The following is a 15,667-nucleotide window of genomic DNA, read 5'->3' as shown; positions in this document are numbered from 1 at the left end:
CGTGCCCACGGCATGGCGAAGGCCCCGGGACCTGAGCGGTCTCCGGGGCCTTCGGCCGTCTGCGGGGGAGGACTCACGCCTTGGTGAGGTCCTCCATCTCCTCCTCGGGCTCACGGCCCGGGGTCGGCAGGTTGAACTTGGTGATCGCGAAGCGGAAGACCACGTAGTAGACCGCGGCGAACACCAGGCCGATCGGGATGATCAGCCAGGGCTTGGTGGCGAGGTGCCAGTTCAGCGCGTAGTCGGTGACACCGGCGGAGAAGGTGAAGCCCGCGTGCACGCCCAGGGCCCAGGTGATGGCCATCGACAGGGCGGTCAGCACCGCGTGGATCGCGTAGAGCACCGGCGCGATGAACATGAAGGAGAACTCGATGGGCTCCGTCACGCCGGTCACGAAGGAGGTGAGGGCGAGGGAGATCATCATGCCCATCACGGCCTTGCGGCGCTCGGGGCGGGCGGAGTGCGCGATGGCGATGGCGGCGGCCGGGAGGCCGAACATCATGATCGGGAAGAAGCCCGACATGAACTGTCCGGCGGTCGGGTCGCCCGCGAAGAAGCGGGTGAGGTCACCGTGGACGATGTTGCCGGAGGCGTCCTTGTAGTCACCGAGCTGCAGCCAGGCGACGGCGTTCACGAACTGGTGCATGCCCACCGGGATCAGACCACGGTTGACCAGGCCGAACAGGCCGGCTCCGAAGGCGCCGAGGCCCGTCATCCACTCGCCGAAGCTGGAGATGCCCTTGCCGATCGGCTCCCAGACCAGACCGAAGACGACACCGATCAGGGTGCCGACGAAGGCCATGATGATCGGCACCAGACGGCGGCCGTTGAAGAAGCCGAGCCAGTCGACCAGGCGCTTGCGGTGGTAGCGCTGCCAGAGCACGGCGGCCAGCAGGCCCATGATGACGCCGCCGAGAACGCCGGGGTTATTGTAGGTCGCGGCGATGTCCGCGCCGTTCTGGATCTTCGCCTCGGTGACCGGGAACGCCTTCAGGACGTTGCTGTACACCAGGAAGCCGACCAGCGCCGCGAGCGCGGTGGAACCGTCCGCCTTCTTGGCGAAGCCGATGGCCACGCCGACACAGAAGAGAAGGGGCAGGTTGTCGAAGATCGCGCCGCCCGCGGTGGCGAAGACCGCCGTGACCTTCGCGGGCACGTGCAGCTTGTCGTGAATGTCGGGCTGGCCGAAGCGGAGCAGGAGACCAGCCGCCGGCAGCACGGCGATCGGGAGCTGCAGACTCCGGCCGACCTTCTGCAGGCCCTGGAACAGGCCTGATCCCCGCTTCTTTGCGGGGGCCGCCTCTGCGGTGGCGGTGCTCATACGTCCTCCATCGGTGATGGTCTACACCACTCAGTGGTGTAGACCTGTTTCTAGCACGATGGCGTCGATATAAGGAACCCGTGAGATCCGGGGGGTTTGGCGGGCGTCGGGGCCGTGGTGTAGACCAGTCTCCGGACCAGCAGCGGTTCCGGTCGGTTCCGATCGGTTCGGATCAGGGAGAAAGAACATGGCCACCAAGGCTGAGAAGATCGTCGCCGGGCTCGGCGGCATCGAGAACATCGACGAGATCGAGGGCTGCATCACCCGTCTGCGGACCGAGGTCCACGACGCCTCCCTGGTCGACGACGCCGCCCTGAAGGCCGCGGGCGCCCACGGTGTCGTCAAGATGGGCAACGCCATCCAGGTCGTCATCGGCACCGACGCCGACCCGATCGCCGCGGAGATCGAAGACATGATGTGAGCCGACCGGCTCGCCGCGCAGGGGCTCCTTCCCTCCCGACCGGGAAGGAGCCCCTCGTCGCGCCCGCGGGGGAAAGAGACCCCGCCCGCGCCCGATAGGGTCGTCCCCATGTCTCGCATCGACGGCCGCACGCCCGAACAGCTCCGCCCGGTCACCATCGAACGCGGCTGGAGCAAGCACGCCGAGGGCTCCGTCCTCGTCTCCTTCGGCGACACCAAGGTCTTCTGCACCGCCAGCGTCACCGAAGGCGTCCCCCGCTGGCGCAAGGGCAGCGGCGAGGGCTGGGTGACCGCCGAGTACTCCATGCTGCCCCGCGCCACCAACACCCGCGGCGACCGCGAGTCCGTGCGCGGCAAGATCGGTGGCCGCACCCACGAGATCTCCCGCCTCATCGGCCGCTCCCTGCGCGCCGTCATCGACTACAAGGCGCTCGGCGAGAACACCATCGTCCTCGACTGCGACGTCCTCCAGGCCGACGGCGGCACCCGCACCGCCGCCATCACCGGCGCCTACGTCGCCCTCGCCGACGCGATCGCCTGGGCCCAGGCCAAGAAGCTGATCAAGCCCGGCCGCAAGCCGCTCACCGGCACCGTCGGCGCCGTCTCCGTCGGCATCGTCGGCGGCGTCCCGCTGCTCGACCTCTGCTACGAGGAGGACGTGCGCGCCGAGACCGACATGAACGTCGTCTGCACCGGCGACGGCCGCTTCGTCGAGGTCCAGGGCACCGCCGAGGCCGAGCCCTTCGCCCGCGACGAACTGAACGCCCTGCTCGACCTCGCCGTCACCGGCTGCGCCGAACTGACTCTCCTTCAGCAGGCAGCGCTCGAAGCCACCCTGGGCGCGTAGGCAAAGCACCGGTCAAAACAGCGGGTCGCCCCGGGCAACCCCCGCTCGTCCCACGGCGTCTGTCACGGTACGGGCGCGCGGCCGAAAGACCGTGCGCCCGGCCAGCCGTACCAGGGGAGGAGCCCGACATGGCCGCCGGCCGCCGCCGTACCACCGCCATCGCCGCCGCACTGGTGGCCACCGCGCTCACCGCCGGGCTCGCCACCGGCTGCAGCGCCGTGGACAAGGCCCTGGACTGCGTACGGACCGCCGACTCCGTCGCGGACAGCGTCACCGACCTCCAGCAGGCCGTGGAGAACGCCACCAACGACCCGGGCCAGGCCGACGCCTCCCTGGACGCCATCCAGAAGGACCTCGACCGGATCGGCGACAAGACCGACGACGCCGACGTCAACAAGGCCGTCGACGACCTCGACCGGGCCGTCGGCAACGTCCGCCAGGCCATCAAGGACGGCGACGCCACCCCGGACGTCACCCCCGTGACCGACGCGGCGGGTGAACTCACCAAGGTCTGCACGCCGTAAGGGCGTTGAGCCGAGGGCCGCGGCTCGTGCCGGCCCTCGGCGGCTCAGTGGCCCCGGCGGCGCTCCCGCTGCTCCTCGCGCCGCGCGCAGCGCCGCTCGTACCGCTCCTGACGGCGCAGGTCCCGCTCCTCGCGGCGCAGTTCCTTCAGGCGCAGCCGCTCGGCCCGGGTCACCTTGCGCTCCACGCCGACCCCGCCCCAGAAGGCGAACCCGCTGATGACCACGCGTGGCGCCCCGGGCTCGCCCGGCTCGTCCCACTCGGGGTGCTCGAAGCCGCCCATCACACCGATGCCGCGCACCACCACCTCGACGCCCGGCGGCACGGTCACCTCCATGCCGCCCATGACCGCGACGCACTTGATCTCGACCTCGCGGTCCGCGAAGTACGCCTCGCGCAGGTCGATCTCGCCCCCGCCCATGAACGCGAAGCAGGTGAACTTCTTCGGCATCGTCCAGCGCCCCTTGCGCTGGAAGCCCGACATCACCGCCACCGCACCCGTCGAGGAACCCTCGCCGCCGGTGATCCGCGACGCCCAACTCCCCTCCGGAACGGACTGCTTGACGAACGACACGGGCGACGGCGTGGCCACCCCCGGCACCGGAAGGTCCCGGGTCAGCGGGGCCAGCTCGCCGTACGTACGCGCCGTGTACGCCCCCTCCAGCCGCTCCTCGAACTCCTGCATGTCCAGGCGCCCTTCGGCCAGGGCGTCGCGCAGCACCTCGGCGACCCGCTCACGGTCCGCGTCGGAGGCCCTGAGATCCGGGACGGCATCGGGGGTGCGAAGGTCCGGAACGGAGTCGTCGGTCATGACAGCAGACTACGAGACCGCCTTCTCCGCGTACATCTTGGCGATGACCGACTCGATGTCGGGTTCGCGCACCGACAGATCGACCAGCGGATAGGCGGCCGCCAGCTGCGCCACCAGCGGCGCCGCCGACTGCCCCGCCGGGAACGCCAGCCACTGCCGGGGCCCCTCCACCCGGACCACCCGGGCCGAGGGCACCTCCACCGGGGGCAGTTCCCGCTCCAGGTCCACCACCAGCGTCCGCTCGCCCTCGGCGGCCTCGTGCAGCCCGGCCAGCGGGCCGTCGTACATCAGCCTGCCGTGGTCGATCACCATCACTCGCGAGCACAACTGCTCGATGTCCTGGAGGTCGTGGGTGGTCAGCAGGACCGTGGTGCCGCGCTCGGTGTTCAACTCCTTGAGGAAACCCCGGACCTTGGCCTTCGAGACGACATCCAGGCCGATCGTCGGCTCGTCCAGGTACAGCACCTCGGGGTCGTGCAGCAGGGCGGCCGCGATGTCGCCACGCATCCGCTGACCCAGGGACAGTTGGCGTACCGGCACGTCCAACAGGTCCTGAAGCTCCAGGAGTTCGACGCAGCGGTCCAGGTTCTCGCGGTAACGGGCGTCCGGGATACGGTACATGCGGTGCGCCAGCCGGTAGGAGTCGATCAGCGGGAGGTCCCACCACAGCGTCGTGCGCTGCCCGAACACCACCCCGATCCGGTGCGCCAGGCGCGTCCGCTCCCGCGAGGGGTCGATCCCGGCCACCCGCAGCCGGCCCCCGCTCGGCGTCAGGATGCCGGTCAGCATCTTGATCGTGGTCGACTTCCCGGCGCCGTTCGGCCCGATGTACCCCACCATCTCGCCGCGCGCCACGGTGAACGAGAGCGAGTCCACCGCCCGCACCTCGTGCCGCTCCCGCTTCAGGAAGCCCGTCTTCCTGCGCACCTGGAAGACCTTCTCGACCTTCTCCAGCGCGATGAAATCAGCATCCGCCATCCGGCTAGCTCCCTGTGCTCCGATACGTACGAAGTCCCGCCCGCCAGGCCAGCCCCGCCAGCGCGCAGCAGCCCACCGCGACCGGCAGCGGCGCGAACGCCACCCACTCCGGCAGGCGCAGCGGATACGGCCGCCCGAGCAGGTAACAGGCGGGCAGCCAGTTGACGAAGGCCAGCGGCAGCACGAACGTCACCCCGCGCACCAGCTCCCGCCCGAACACCGTCGGCGGGTACTGGAGCAGCGTCGTACCCCCGTAGGTGAACGCGTTCTGCACCTCCGAGGCGTCCTGCGCCACGAACTGGAACGCCGCCCCCGCCACGAACACCGCGCAGAAGATCCCGAACCCGCTCACCACCGTCAGCGGCAGCAGGACCAGCTTCGGCGCCGTCCAGTCCACGTCGAGCCGGGCCAGCGACCAGCCGAGCACCAGCGCGCCCTGCGTCATCCGGCCGAGCCGCCGCAGCGCGAACTTGTCCGCCGCCACCTGCGCCAGGACCGGCGCCGGACGCACAAGGAGCGTGTCCAGCGTGCCGTCGCGCACCCTGCGGCCCAGCCGGTCCATCGACCCGATCGCCAGGTCGGCAAGGCCGAACGACAGCCCCGACAGGCCGTACAGGAACGCCACCTCGGGCAGCGTCCAGCCGCCCAGCCGCCCCACCCGGGTGAACATCAGCATGATCGCCACGAAGTCGAAGGAGGTCGCGGCGAAGTTCCCGAACGCGGTCATCGCGAACGAGGCGCGGTACGCCATCGTGGAGCGCAGCCACATGCCCGCGACGAGCCGATAGGCACGGACACCCTCGCGCACCCGCCCCACGGTGTCCTCAGCCACCCTGGACCACCACCCGCCGCGTCGCGGCCGACTGCAACAGCCGGCCCGCACCGAGCAGCGCCACCGCCCACGCCCCCTGGAAGAGATACGTCCGCAGCGGGTCCGCCTCTCCCAGCAGCACGTCCGCCGGGGCCTGGAGCAGCGAGGACCACGGCAACGCGCGGACGACCTCGCCGAGCGCGCCCGGGAACACGTTCAGCGGCAGCAGCATCCCCGAGCAGAACACCCCGGCCAGCCACGCCATTTGAGCCATTCCGGCCCCGTCCATGAGCCAGAACGCGCTCAGCGCCACCAGATAGCGGATGCCGAAACCCACCAGCATCGCCAGCACGATCGCCACGAGGAAGGCCAGCCAAGTGCCCACGTCCCGGGGCAGATACGCCGGGAAACACAGGATGCCCACGACGAACGGCACGAGCCCGCGCCCCAGCAACTGGAAGAACGCCCGCCCCAGATCCGCCGCCAGCCACCACAGTTGAAGATCCGCGGGCCGGTACAGGTCGATCGCGACATCACCCGTACGGATGCGTTCCATCAACTCCTCCTCGACGCCCCCGCCCCCGATCGCGAGCGTCGACAGCAACGCCTGGCCCAGCCACACATAGGTCACGGCCTGTGTCTCGTCGTAACCCCCGAGATGGGGGCGGGCGTCCCACAGAGCGCGGTAGGTGTAGACGATGATGAGTCCGAAGACGGTGTTGGTGAACACCCCTGCCGCAGTGGCGGCCCGGTAGGTCGCGTACCGTCTGAATCCCCCTGCTGCGACGGCCGCGTACAACCGTCCCGCGCTCACGTCGGTCCACCTCCTGGACTCTTCGACACCGAAGCGCAGGAGCCTAGTCCGGAGGACCGGCGGCCGGCCACGCGTTTTCCGTGACGGAAGCGTGCCTGAATCCGGGAACGGAACGCCAGGTGCGAGAGTCTTCAAACTGGGGGCGCAGGTAGGCGTACGAGGCGTACGGAAACGTACGACGCGAAACAGGAGTCCGTGCACGAGATGAGCGACGAGCAGCCGCATCAGCCGACCGAGGGCGGGGCGCCCGGCGCACCGCGACCGGCTGAGGGGCCCGAAACCCCGGGCCACCAGGCGAAGCCGGCCCCCCGGAACCCCGGGGGCGCGGGCGATTCCCGCCCTTCCGCTCCGCGGGGCGGGGCGGACGACGGGAGCCGGGCCGACGCGGGCCGGCCGTCCCGGGCCGGGGACGCGGGCCGTCCCGGCGGGGAGGCCGGGGGCGCGGGCCGTCCCGGGCAGAGTGCCGGTGCGGGCGCCGACCGTCCCGGTCAGGGCGGGCAGAGCGGACAGCCGGGCCAGGCTTCCGGCGCGGGCCGTCCGGGCCAGGGGGCCGCGCAGGCTTCCGGTGCGGGCCGTCCGGCGCAGGATGGCCGGCCGGGCCGGGACGCCCAGGGCGGTCAGGCTCCGCAGGGTCCCGGCGTGAGTGGTCCGGGGGCGCAGAGCCTCGGTGCGGGTGGTTCGGGCCGGGGCGCTCAGTTCGCCGGTGCGGACCAGGCGCGTCCGGGTGGCCGGGATCCGCAGGACTCCGGCGCCGCCCGCGCGGGCCAGGGTGCCGGTGCCGACCGTCCCGGTCAGGGAGGGCAGCCGGTCCAGGCTTCCGGTGCGGGCCGTCCGGCCCAGGGCGCTCAGGCCGGTGGCCCGGGTCGTCCGGCGCAGGGTGGTCAGGCCACCGGGGCCGACCGTTCGGGCCGGGACGCTCAGTCCCCCGGCGGGGACGGTACGCGTTCCGGCGGTCAGGCTCCGCAGGGTCCCGGCGCGGGTCGCCCCGCCCAGGGTGGCCCGGCGGCGCAGGCCGGTGGTACGGGTGGTCCCGGCCGGGACGGTCAGGGCGCTCAGTCCGCCGGTGCGGACCGGGCACGCGGTGGCCAGGCCCCGCAGGGCCAGGGCTTCGGTGCCGGCCGGGCGGGCCGGACCGACGACGCGGGCCGTCCGGGCCAGACCGACGACGCGGGCCGTCCGGGCCGGACCGACGGCGCGGGTCGCCCCGGTCAGGGCGGCCCCGTCTCCCCGTCCGGCAGCGCGGCTCGTCCAGGCCCGGGTACTCCGGCTCCCCAGTCCACCAGTGCGGGTCTTCCCGGCCAGGGCGGCCAGGCGTCCGGCGGCGCGGCGCGCTCCGGCCCGGCGTCCCAGGGCTCCGGTGCCGAGCGTTCGGCCCAGGGCGGGCAGTCCGCGCAGTTCGGTGGCGCGGGTCGGCCGGGTCAGAGCGGTCAGGTGTCCCAGTCCGCGGGCGCGGGTCGCCCCGGCCAGCCGTCCCAGGGTGCCGGTGCCAACCGGCCGGGACAGACCGGTCAGGCGCCGCAGGTTCCCGGTGCCGACCGCCCGCAGCCGGGTGCCCAGGCGCCGCAGGCACCCGGCGCTCCGCGTCGTAGCCCCGACGAGGCACGGCAGGGTGCTGCCCAGAACCCTGCTGTCCCCGGCCCCCGCTCCGAGGAGACGCCCGCTGTCGAGAGCACGCAGGTGCTCCGGCGGATCAAGGCGCCTCAGGGGGCCAAGGGTGCCGCCAAGAGCGAGCCGCCCGCCACCGAGAGCACGCAGGTGCTGCGGCGGATCAAGGACCCCAAGAGCGAGCCGCCCGCCGACGAGCACACGCAGGTGCTCCGGCGGATCAACGCCCCCCGCCAGGGGGACGAGACGCCCGCCGCCGCGGCCACCACCGTCATCCCCCGTACCCCCGCGGCCCCCGCCCCCGAGACGGCCTCCGCGTCCGGCGGAAGCGGCAGTGGCAACGGCAGCGGCAGCGGCGCAGGCGGCGGCAAGGGCAAGAAGCCCAAGCGCACCGGCTGGCGCCGCCTCGTCCCCGGCTGGCGGCTCGTCCTCGGGACCGTCGTCGTCGGCGCGCTGCTGATCATCGGCCTCTTCTTCCTCGGCTACTCGATGGTGAAGATCCCGCCCGCCAACGCCCTCGCCACCAAGCAGAGCAACGTCTACCTCTACGCCGACGGCTCCCAGCTCGCCCGCGACACCCGCGACAGCCAGGTCAACCGCGAGAACGTCAACCTCGCCGAGGTCTCCAAGAACGCCCAGCACGCCGTACTCGCCGCCGAGGACCGGGACTTCTACACCGAGCCCGCCGTCGACCCCAAGGCGATGCTCCGCGCGGGCTGGAACATGGCCACCGGCAAGGGCAGGCAGTCCGGCTCCACCATCACCCAGCAGTACGTGAAGAACTACTACCTGGCCCAGGAACAGACCCTGAGCCGCAAGGCCAAGGAGTTCTTCATCTCGGTCAAGCTCGGCCGCGAGAAGTCCAAGAACGAGATCCTCGAGGGCTACCTCAACACCAGCTTCTTCGGGCGCGGCGCCTACGGCATCCAGGCCGCCGCCCAGGCGTACTACGGCAAGGACGCCGTGGACCTCGACCCGGCCCGCGCCGCCTACCTCGCCGCGCTCGTCAACGCACCCAGCGAGTACGACGTCGTCGCCCACCCCGAGAACAAGGGCGCCGCCCTGGCCCGTTGGAACTACGTCCTGGACGGCATGGTCAAGAAGGGCTGGCTGTCGCAGTCCGAGCGCACCGGCCTGAAGTTCCCCATGCCGAAGGAACAGACCATCTCCACCGGCCTGTCCGGCCAGCGCGGTTACCTCGTCGAGGCGGTCAAGGACTACCTCACCGAGAACCACATCCTCACCAAGGAACAGATGACGCGCGGTGGTTACCGCATCACGACCACCATCCAGAAGGACAAGCAGGACGCCTTCGTCAAGGCCGTCGACGACCGGCTGATCTCCAAGCTGGACAAGAAGAACAACAAGGCCGACACCTACGTCCGCGCGGGCGGCGCGTCCATCGACCCCAAGACCGGCCGCATCGTCGCGATGTACGGCGGCATCGACTACCTGCAGCAGTACACCAACGGCGCCACCCGGGGCGACTTCCAGGTCGGCTCCACCTTCAAGCCCTTCGTGTTCACCTCGGCGGTCGACAACGGCTCCACCACCCAGGACGGCAAGCCGATCTCCCCGAACACCTACTACGACGGCACCAACAAGCGCCCCGTACAAGGCTGGAGCGGCGGCGCCTACGCCCCGGAGAACGAGGACCAGAAGTCGTACGGCCAGATCACCGTCCGCAAGGCCACCGACCTGTCCGTGAACTCGGTGTACGCGCAGATGGCCGCCGACGTCACCGGCGACAAGGTCAAGAAGACCGCGATCGACCTCGGCATCCCCGCCGACACCCCGGACATGTACCCGTCCCCGTCCATCGCGCTCGGCACCGCCAACGCGAGCGTGCTGGAGATGACCGAGGCGTACGCCACCCTCGCCAACCACGGCCGGCACGGCACGTACACCCTCATCGACAAGGTCACCAAGGGCGGCACCCCGGTGACCGTCCCGGGCGGCCAGTCCAAGCAGGCCGTCAGCCGTGAGGCCGCCGACACCACCACCTCCGTGCTGCAGAGCGTGGTCGAGACCGGCACCGCCACGGCCGCCCAGGCGGCGGGCCGCCCGGCCGCGGGCAAGACCGGCACCGCCGAGAGCGACACCGCCGCCTGGTTCGCCGGATACACCCCCGACCTCGCCACCGTGGTCGCGGTCATGGGCCAGGACCCGGTGACCGCCCGGCACAAGCCGCTCTACGGCGCGCTCGGCAACGCCCGTATGAACGGCGGCGGCCCGCCCACCGAGATCTGGGCGCAGTACACGAAGGACGCGCTCAGCGGAAAGCCCGCCGCCGACTTCGACCTGGAGCTCCAGCAGGGCGCCGAGGTCGAGGCCCCCGCCACGCTGGCCCCGACCGCACCCGCCACCGCCGCGGGCCAGACCGGCGGCACCGCCACCGGCACGCCCAGCCAGGGCGCCACACCGGCCGACGGCGGCCAGACCGGCGGCGCGGCCACCGGCACGCCCACCGACGGCGGCGTGACCGGCGGCACCCCGACCGACGGCGGCGCCGCCACCGGCGGCGCTCCCACCACCGGCGGTACGGCGACCGGCGGTGCCCCCACGACCGGTGGCACGGCCACCGGCGGCACACCCGGCGGCGCGACCGGCGGGGACGCCACGGGCGGCGGCGGTACCTCCGACGCGGGCGGCGCGGGCGGCCTCCCGGCCGGCCTCGGCGGCCCGGCATTCAACGGCCGCCAGGACTGACGGCCGGACGCACACACGACGAAGGGGCTGGTGACCAGGTCACCAGCCCCTTCGCCGTATCAGCGGGTCCTACAGGTACAGCCCCGTGGAATCCGTGGCCCCCTCGAACCGGTCGGCGGCCACCGCATGCAGATCACGCTCGCGCATGAGCACGTACGCCACGCCCCGCACCTCGACCTCGGCCAGATCCTCCGGGTCGAACAGCACCCGGTCGCCGGGCTCCACGGTCCGCACGTTCTGTCCCACCGCGACCACCGCGGCCCAGGCCAGCCTGCGCCCGACCGCCGCCGTGGCGGGGATCAGGATGCCGCCGCCCGACCGCCGCTCGCCCTCACCGGTCTCCTGCCGCACGAGAACCCGGTCGTGCAGCATCCGGATGGGCAGCTTGTCGTGGTGGGGTGTGCTCTGCTCGTCTCTGTTGGCGCTCACGCCCCCGAACCTACCTGCCGGGGCTCAGCGCCTGCGCCGCCGGGTCGAGCCGACGACGACGAGACCCACCACGCCCGCCACGATCAGGGCGGCCGGCACGATCCGCTCCATGCGGGGGGCGCCGTCGTCGTCGACGAACTGGTCCCGCACCTCGGTCATCACCCGGTTGGCCGTGACGAACGCCTGGCCGAAGACATGGTCGAGGTTGGCGACGGCCTTCGCCTTGGCATCGCCGACGATCGTCTTGGGGTGCACCCGCACCCCGATCTCGTCGAGCGTCTCGGCCAGCACTTCGCGACGGCGCTTGATGTCCGCCTCGATCTGCGCCGGTGTTCTGGTGTCCGACGTCTCCGCCACCGTACGGCCTCCGAAGTCTGCTGATGCTTTGTGCTGAACAGTCTGTCAGTTCCTGGCCGCTCCGCACGGCGAGGGCCCCCGGTCAGACCGTCCGATCGCGCTCCGGCCCCGGTTAGGCTGGCCGGATGAGCGAGCGACTCCAGCCCGGGGACACGGCCCCGGCCTTCACCCTCCCCGACGCCGACGGCAACGAGGTGTCCCTGGCGGACCACAAGGGCCGCAAGGTCATCGTCTACTTCTACCCCGCCGCGCTTACCCCCGGCTGCACCAAGCAGGCGTGCGACTTCACCGACAACCTGGAGTTGCTGGCCGGCGCGGGCTACGACGTGATCGGCATCTCCCCCGACAAGCCGGAGAAGCTGGCGAAGTTCCGCGAGGCCGAATCCCTCAGGATCACCCTCCTGGCCGACCCCGACAAGCAGGTCCTCGAGGCGTACGGCGCCTACGGCGAGAAGAAGCTCTACGGCAAGACCGTCGTCGGCGTCATCCGCTCCACGGTGATCGTCGACGAACACGGCAAGGTCGAACGAGCCCTCTACAACGTCAAGGCCACCGGCCACGTGGCGAAGATCATCAAGGACCTGGGCATCTGACCCACCCCTGCCCCCCGAACGGCCCGCACCGGCGACATCTCCGGCCCGGGCCGTTCTCCGTCTCCGCCCGTGACTGTCCGATAACCGGTTCGTTACTCCATGCGGGCGACGAACGCGTGGCCGGGACGGAGGGGCTTGATGAGGGTCGGTGCGTACACCGAGGAGTGGCTGGAGGGGGCGGACCCGTACGGCAGGGAACGGCTCGCGCGGACTGTCGCCGAGGCCCGCAACTGGGCAGACCTGATCCGACGGCTCGGGCTTCGGGTGAGCGGCGGTCAGCGGCGAGTGCTTCAGGAGAAGGTCGCCGCCCATGGTCTCGACACGAGTCACTTCGCCAAGCGCAGTCCATGGCGCAAATACCCGGACGCCGCCATCGCCGAGGCCGCGGCCTCGTCTTCCTCGCTGCGTGAGGTGGCCCTCAAGCTCGGCGCCACTCCCGCCACCGGGACGCTGTCCCACATCGCACGGCGGATCCGTGCGGCAGGGGTCGACATCCGGCATTTCGCCGGAGTGAACCGGTCCGAAGCGGATCTGCCATTCACCCCGGATGAGCTGAGGACTGCCGCGGCGGAGGCGACCAGTGTCCGTGCCGTCGCGCGGGTCCTTGGAGTGCCTGACGACGGCCGCTCGCGCGCGGCTCTGGGACGCATGTTGCGCGCCCACGGCATCGACACAGGGCACTTCTCCCACCGTCGACTGGCGATTCCCGAAGAAGGGCTCCGTGAAGTCCTTGGGCATTCCACGAGCTACGCCGACGTGATGCGGGGTCTGGGCCTGGAGGTTAATGACACCAACCACCGGCGTGTCCGGCGTGCCGCAACTCGACTGGGTCTCGATACGACCCACTTCAGGCGCCGCTCATGGGCTCGGCCGGAGAGTTCCGGGCCCCCGTCCGTCGCGCACCGAGTGCTGGTCGTTCTTCCTCCCGACGCGGGGCGAACCAACAGGACTCAACTTCACCGGGCCTTGACCGAGATCGGAGTGTCGTACGCCTGCGAGAGCTGCGGTAACGAGGGGAAGTGGCTGGGGCGGCCGATCACCTTGCAGATCGACCACATCAACGGCGACTGGCGTGACAATCGCCGGGAGAACCTGCGTTACCTCTGTCCCAACTGCCACGCTCTGACGGAGACCTGGTGTCGCCAGAAGAGGAAAGGCCCTCTCGCCGCGTGAGTGGTGCTGCCCTTACACTGAACGCTGCCGGTCGAGCGCGATGACCGTTTTTGAGCGGCCGTGATGGAATTTGGCAGTCATGCTTGGTTTAGGTCCAAGTGGGTTAACACCCGTGTGGGTTCGAGTCCCACCGGCCGCACTCATCGAAGGGGCCGCCCGGAAGGGCGGCCCCTCACCCGTGTGTCAGCCCAGCAGCTCCCGCACCACCGGCACCAACGCCCGGAACGCCTCCCCCCGATGACTGATCGCGTTCTTCTCGTCAGCCGACAGTTCCGCGCACGTCCGCGCCTCGCCCTCCGGCTGGAGGATCGGGTCGTAGCCGAAGCCGTTCGTGCCGGCGGGGGCGTGGCGCAGGGTGCCGGTCAGGCGGCCCTCGACCACGCGCTCGGTGCCGTCAGGGAGGGCGAGCGCGGCGGCGCAGGCGAAGTGGGCGCCGCGGTGTTCGTCCGCGATGTCGGAGAGCTGGGCGAGGAGCAGGTCCAGGTTGGCCCGGTCGTCGCCGTGGCGGCCGGCCCAGCGGGCGGAGAAGATGCCGGGCGCGCCGTTCAGTACGTCCACGCAGAGGCCGGAGTCGTCGGCGACGGCGGGCAGACCGGTGGCCTGGGCGAGCGCGTGCGCCTTGAGCAGGGCGTTCTCGGCGAAGGTGACGCCGGTCTCCTTGACGTCCGGCACCTCGGGAAAGGCGTCGGCGCCGATCAGCTCGTGCGGGAGTCCGGCCTCGGCGAGGATCGCCCTCAGCTCGGTGATCTTTCCGGCGTTACGGGTGGCGAGGATCAAGCGGGTCATGGGGCCAGTATTCACGGCCCGGGCAGGGAAGCCGTCCGGCCCCCCGAACCGCCCCCGAACCGCGCCCGCGCCACCCCTACAGCTCCGCCTGCCCCGCCCCCTTCAGCAGCCGCAGGTCGAACGTCTCGGCCATCTTGCGGAAGCCCAGGTCGCTGGGGTGGAGGTGGTCGCCGGAGTCGTATTCGGGGCGGAGTTTGTGGGGGGCGTAGGGGTCGCGGAGGGCCGCGTCGAAGTCCACCACCGCGTCGAAGACCTTGCCCGCCCTGATCTCGGCGTTGACCTGTTCGCGGACGATCTCGCGCGCGGACGTCCATTTCTTGTGGCCCCCGAGGGGCATGAGGGTGGCGCCGACGACCTTCAGGCCGTGGGCGTGGGCCTGGCGGACCAGGACGCGCAGCCCGTCGGTGATCTTGTACGGGTCGGCGAGGCGCGGGTTGCGCAGGATGTCGTTGATGCCGAGCTCGACGACCACCACCTTGGCGTTCGGGCGGCCGAGCACGTCGCGGTCGAACCGGCTGATGCCGCTGGGGCTGTCGGCGGCACGCTGCAGGCCGCCCACGAGGACCTGGTTGCCGCTGATGCCCTCGTTGACGACGGAGTACCGGGGCACGTCCTCCCCGCTCTGTCCGGCCGCGCGCAGCCGCTGGGCGAGTACGTCGGTCCAGCGGAGGTTGGCGTCGACCGTCGAGGTGATGCCGTCGGTTATGGAGTCGCCGAGGACGACGACCGTGCCGTTGGTGTCGTGGTTGATCACGTCCAGCGCGGTCAGGTACCGCCAGAATGGGGTCTGCTCGTCGAACGGGGTCCCGGTGGCGTCCTCGGTCCGGTCGCCCTCCGCGATGTACGAGGTCTGGCGTGCGGACTTGTGGTAGGTGACCGGCCCGGAGGATGTGGGTGAGTACGTGGTGACCAGCACGTCCGTGTCCTGCGGGATGTTCACGCGTACGGCGTCGCTGACGACTTGGCCGCCCGCCGGTATCACCACGCTGGTGGCGCCGCCGAAAGTGAGCCGCCGCATCGTTTCCGCACGTGCGGCGGCGGTGTCGTGCCCTGCGGAGACGGCGAGGGAGGCGTGCGCGATGGTCAGCGGGGACTGCCCGTAGACGTTGGAGAGGGTGATGCGGGCGCTCGTACCGCCGATGCTCACATGCACCACGTTGCGCACCGAACGCCCCGCCGTCCCGGTGGTCGCGGTGTCGGGCTCGACGCCGGAGGGTGCGGTGGCCCAGGCCCCGACCCAGGTGCCGGCGGAGGCCGGGGCGACGCCGGTGCGCCGGTGGGGTCCGTTGTCGGCGACCGTGCCGCTCGGAGTGCCGTGGTCGTGTGTGGTCGTGACGTAGATGACGCCGGAAAGGATCACGACGAGTGCGGCGAGCGCACTGAGCAGGGCATAACCGTGGCGCTTGGTCACGCTGGTGCTGATCTCCTCGGGACCTGGAGCCCGGGGCTCCGTTTCCAAAGATCCCATGATGGTGCATGGAACCGGCGGGG

At 71.3% G+C, this 15,667-nt stretch carries 15 protein-coding genes and 1 tRNA gene; 7 read left to right on the top strand and 9 right to left on the bottom strand.

Annotation, left to right across the window (positions count from 1 at the left end; all coding sequences use genetic code 11):
* Positions 1 to 73: 73 nt before the first annotated feature.
* Positions 74 to 1,321 carry a PTS transporter subunit EIIC gene (locus AB0E91_RS13665; RefSeq protein ID WP_361779858.1) on the bottom strand — a complete coding sequence of 416 codons (1,248 nt, stop codon included), beginning with the start codon at positions 1,319 to 1,321 and terminating at the stop codon, positions 74 to 76.
* 187 nt (positions 1,322 to 1,508) lie between these two features.
* Between AB0E91_RS13665 and AB0E91_RS13660 the strand changes: the two genes are divergently transcribed.
* The 3 genes from AB0E91_RS13660 to AB0E91_RS13650 all read left to right on the top strand — a co-directional run bounded on the left by AB0E91_RS13660 (position 1,509) and on the right by AB0E91_RS13650 (position 3,112).
* Positions 1,509 to 1,742, top strand: a complete 234-nt coding sequence (locus AB0E91_RS13660; RefSeq protein WP_018549655.1) for a PTS glucose/sucrose transporter subunit IIB — start codon at positions 1,509 to 1,511, stop codon at positions 1,740 to 1,742.
* 108 nt (positions 1,743 to 1,850) lie between these two features.
* Complete coding sequence (gene rph, locus AB0E91_RS13655) at positions 1,851 to 2,588, top strand: ribonuclease PH (protein WP_361779854.1); 738 nt, start codon at positions 1,851 to 1,853, stop codon at positions 2,586 to 2,588.
* A gap of 128 nt (positions 2,589 to 2,716) precedes the next feature.
* Complete coding sequence (locus tag AB0E91_RS13650; protein ID WP_361106693.1) at positions 2,717 to 3,112, top strand: hypothetical protein; 396 nt, start codon at positions 2,717 to 2,719, stop codon at positions 3,110 to 3,112.
* Between the two features lie 44 nt (positions 3,113 to 3,156).
* Here the strand turns inward: AB0E91_RS13650 and AB0E91_RS13645 are convergent, their stop codons facing one another.
* From AB0E91_RS13645 to AB0E91_RS13630, 4 genes are read right to left on the bottom strand one after another with little or no spacing between them, the layout of a single operon-like run.
* Positions 3,157 to 3,921, bottom strand: a complete 765-nt coding sequence (locus tag AB0E91_RS13645) for a DUF1707 domain-containing protein (RefSeq protein ID WP_361779851.1) — start codon at positions 3,919 to 3,921, stop codon at positions 3,157 to 3,159.
* A 9-nt stretch (positions 3,922 to 3,930) separates the two neighbouring features.
* Positions 3,931 to 4,899: an ATP-binding cassette domain-containing protein gene (locus AB0E91_RS13640; protein WP_361779848.1), complete on the bottom strand. Its 969-nt coding sequence runs from the start codon at positions 4,897 to 4,899 to the stop codon at positions 3,931 to 3,933.
* Positions 4,900 to 4,903: 4 nt separating this feature from the next.
* Positions 4,904 to 5,731, bottom strand: a complete 828-nt coding sequence (locus AB0E91_RS13635; RefSeq protein ID WP_361779845.1) for an ABC transporter permease — start codon at positions 5,729 to 5,731, stop codon at positions 4,904 to 4,906.
* Positions 5,724 to 6,524 (bottom strand): ABC-2 family transporter protein, encoded by an 801-nt coding sequence (locus AB0E91_RS13630; protein ID WP_361780147.1) that lies wholly within the window; start codon positions 6,522 to 6,524, stop codon positions 5,724 to 5,726. The genes AB0E91_RS13635 and AB0E91_RS13630 overlap by 8 nt, the downstream gene beginning before the upstream one ends.
* Before the next feature lie 1,677 nt (positions 6,525 to 8,201).
* Here AB0E91_RS13630 and AB0E91_RS13625 point away from each other — a divergent pair.
* The gene (locus AB0E91_RS13625) at positions 8,202 to 10,838 is read left to right on the top strand and encodes a transglycosylase domain-containing protein (RefSeq protein ID WP_361779842.1); all 2,637 of its coding nucleotides are present in this window, start codon (positions 8,202 to 8,204) and stop codon (positions 10,836 to 10,838) included.
* 69 nt (positions 10,839 to 10,907) lie between these two features.
* Here AB0E91_RS13625 and AB0E91_RS13620 read toward each other — a convergent pair whose 3' ends face one another.
* On the bottom strand, positions 10,908 to 11,267 hold the full coding sequence (locus AB0E91_RS13620) for a co-chaperone GroES (RefSeq protein ID WP_361779839.1): 360 nt from the start codon (positions 11,265 to 11,267) through the stop codon (positions 10,908 to 10,910).
* 24 nt (positions 11,268 to 11,291) lie between these two features.
* A complete protein-coding gene (locus AB0E91_RS13615) occupies positions 11,292 to 11,624 on the bottom strand; it encodes a DUF3618 domain-containing protein (RefSeq protein WP_161179818.1) in 333 nt (110 codons plus the stop codon).
* A gap of 125 nt (positions 11,625 to 11,749) precedes the next feature.
* Between AB0E91_RS13615 and bcp the strand changes: the two genes are divergently transcribed.
* The 3 genes from bcp (at position 11,750) to AB0E91_RS13600 (ending at position 13,529) form a co-directional block, all read left to right on the top strand.
* On the top strand, positions 11,750 to 12,217 hold the full coding sequence (gene bcp / locus AB0E91_RS13610; RefSeq protein WP_361779836.1) for a thioredoxin-dependent thiol peroxidase: 468 nt from the start codon (positions 11,750 to 11,752) through the stop codon (positions 12,215 to 12,217).
* Between the two features lie 138 nt (positions 12,218 to 12,355).
* Positions 12,356 to 13,390 (top strand): HNH endonuclease signature motif containing protein, encoded by a 1,035-nt coding sequence (locus AB0E91_RS13605; protein ID WP_361779833.1) that lies wholly within the window; start codon positions 12,356 to 12,358, stop codon positions 13,388 to 13,390.
* Positions 13,391 to 13,444: 54 nt separating this feature from the next.
* Positions 13,445 to 13,529 (top strand) — tRNA-Leu (locus AB0E91_RS13600).
* A 44-nt stretch (positions 13,530 to 13,573) separates the two neighbouring features.
* Here AB0E91_RS13600 and rdgB read toward each other — a convergent pair.
* Together rdgB and AB0E91_RS13590 are read right to left on the bottom strand one after the other, a co-directional pair.
* The gene (rdgB, locus tag AB0E91_RS13595) at positions 13,574 to 14,176 is read right to left on the bottom strand and encodes an RdgB/HAM1 family non-canonical purine NTP pyrophosphatase (protein ID WP_361779830.1); all 603 of its coding nucleotides are present in this window, start codon (positions 14,174 to 14,176) and stop codon (positions 13,574 to 13,576) included.
* A 76-nt stretch (positions 14,177 to 14,252) separates the two neighbouring features.
* A complete protein-coding gene (locus tag AB0E91_RS13590) occupies positions 14,253 to 15,587 on the bottom strand; it encodes an SGNH/GDSL hydrolase family protein (RefSeq protein WP_361779828.1) in 1,335 nt (444 codons plus the stop codon).
* Positions 15,588 to 15,667 lie beyond the last annotated feature (80 nt).

It is taken from the genome of Streptomyces sp. NPDC026659 (genome assembly GCF_040638245.1).
Taxonomy (GTDB): Bacteria; Actinomycetota; Actinomycetes; order Streptomycetales; family Streptomycetaceae; genus Streptomyces.
This window is presented reverse-complemented; position numbering and strand designations above follow the sequence as displayed.

Coding starts and splice junctions, on each gene's coding strand:
- rdgB (WP_361779830.1), bottom strand. CDS start 14,176: ATGACCCGCTTGATCCTCGCCACCCGTAACGCCGGAAAGATCACCGAG.
- AB0E91_RS13650 (WP_361106693.1), top strand. CDS start 2,717: ATGGCCGCCGGCCGCCGCCGTACCACCGCCATCGCCGCCGCACTGGTG.
- AB0E91_RS13660 (WP_018549655.1), top strand. CDS start 1,509: ATGGCCACCAAGGCTGAGAAGATCGTCGCCGGGCTCGGCGGCATCGAG.
- AB0E91_RS13640 (WP_361779848.1), bottom strand. CDS start 4,899: ATGGCGGATGCTGATTTCATCGCGCTGGAGAAGGTCGAGAAGGTCTTC.
- AB0E91_RS13665 (WP_361779858.1), bottom strand. CDS start 1,321: ATGAGCACCGCCACCGCAGAGGCGGCCCCCGCAAAGAAGCGGGGATCA.
- bcp (WP_361779836.1), top strand. CDS start 11,750: ATGAGCGAGCGACTCCAGCCCGGGGACACGGCCCCGGCCTTCACCCTC.
- AB0E91_RS13605 (WP_361779833.1), top strand. CDS start 12,356: ATGAGGGTCGGTGCGTACACCGAGGAGTGGCTGGAGGGGGCGGACCCG.
- rph (WP_361779854.1), top strand. CDS start 1,851: ATGTCTCGCATCGACGGCCGCACGCCCGAACAGCTCCGCCCGGTCACC.
- AB0E91_RS13645 (WP_361779851.1), bottom strand. CDS start 3,921: ATGACCGACGACTCCGTTCCGGACCTTCGCACCCCCGATGCCGTCCCG.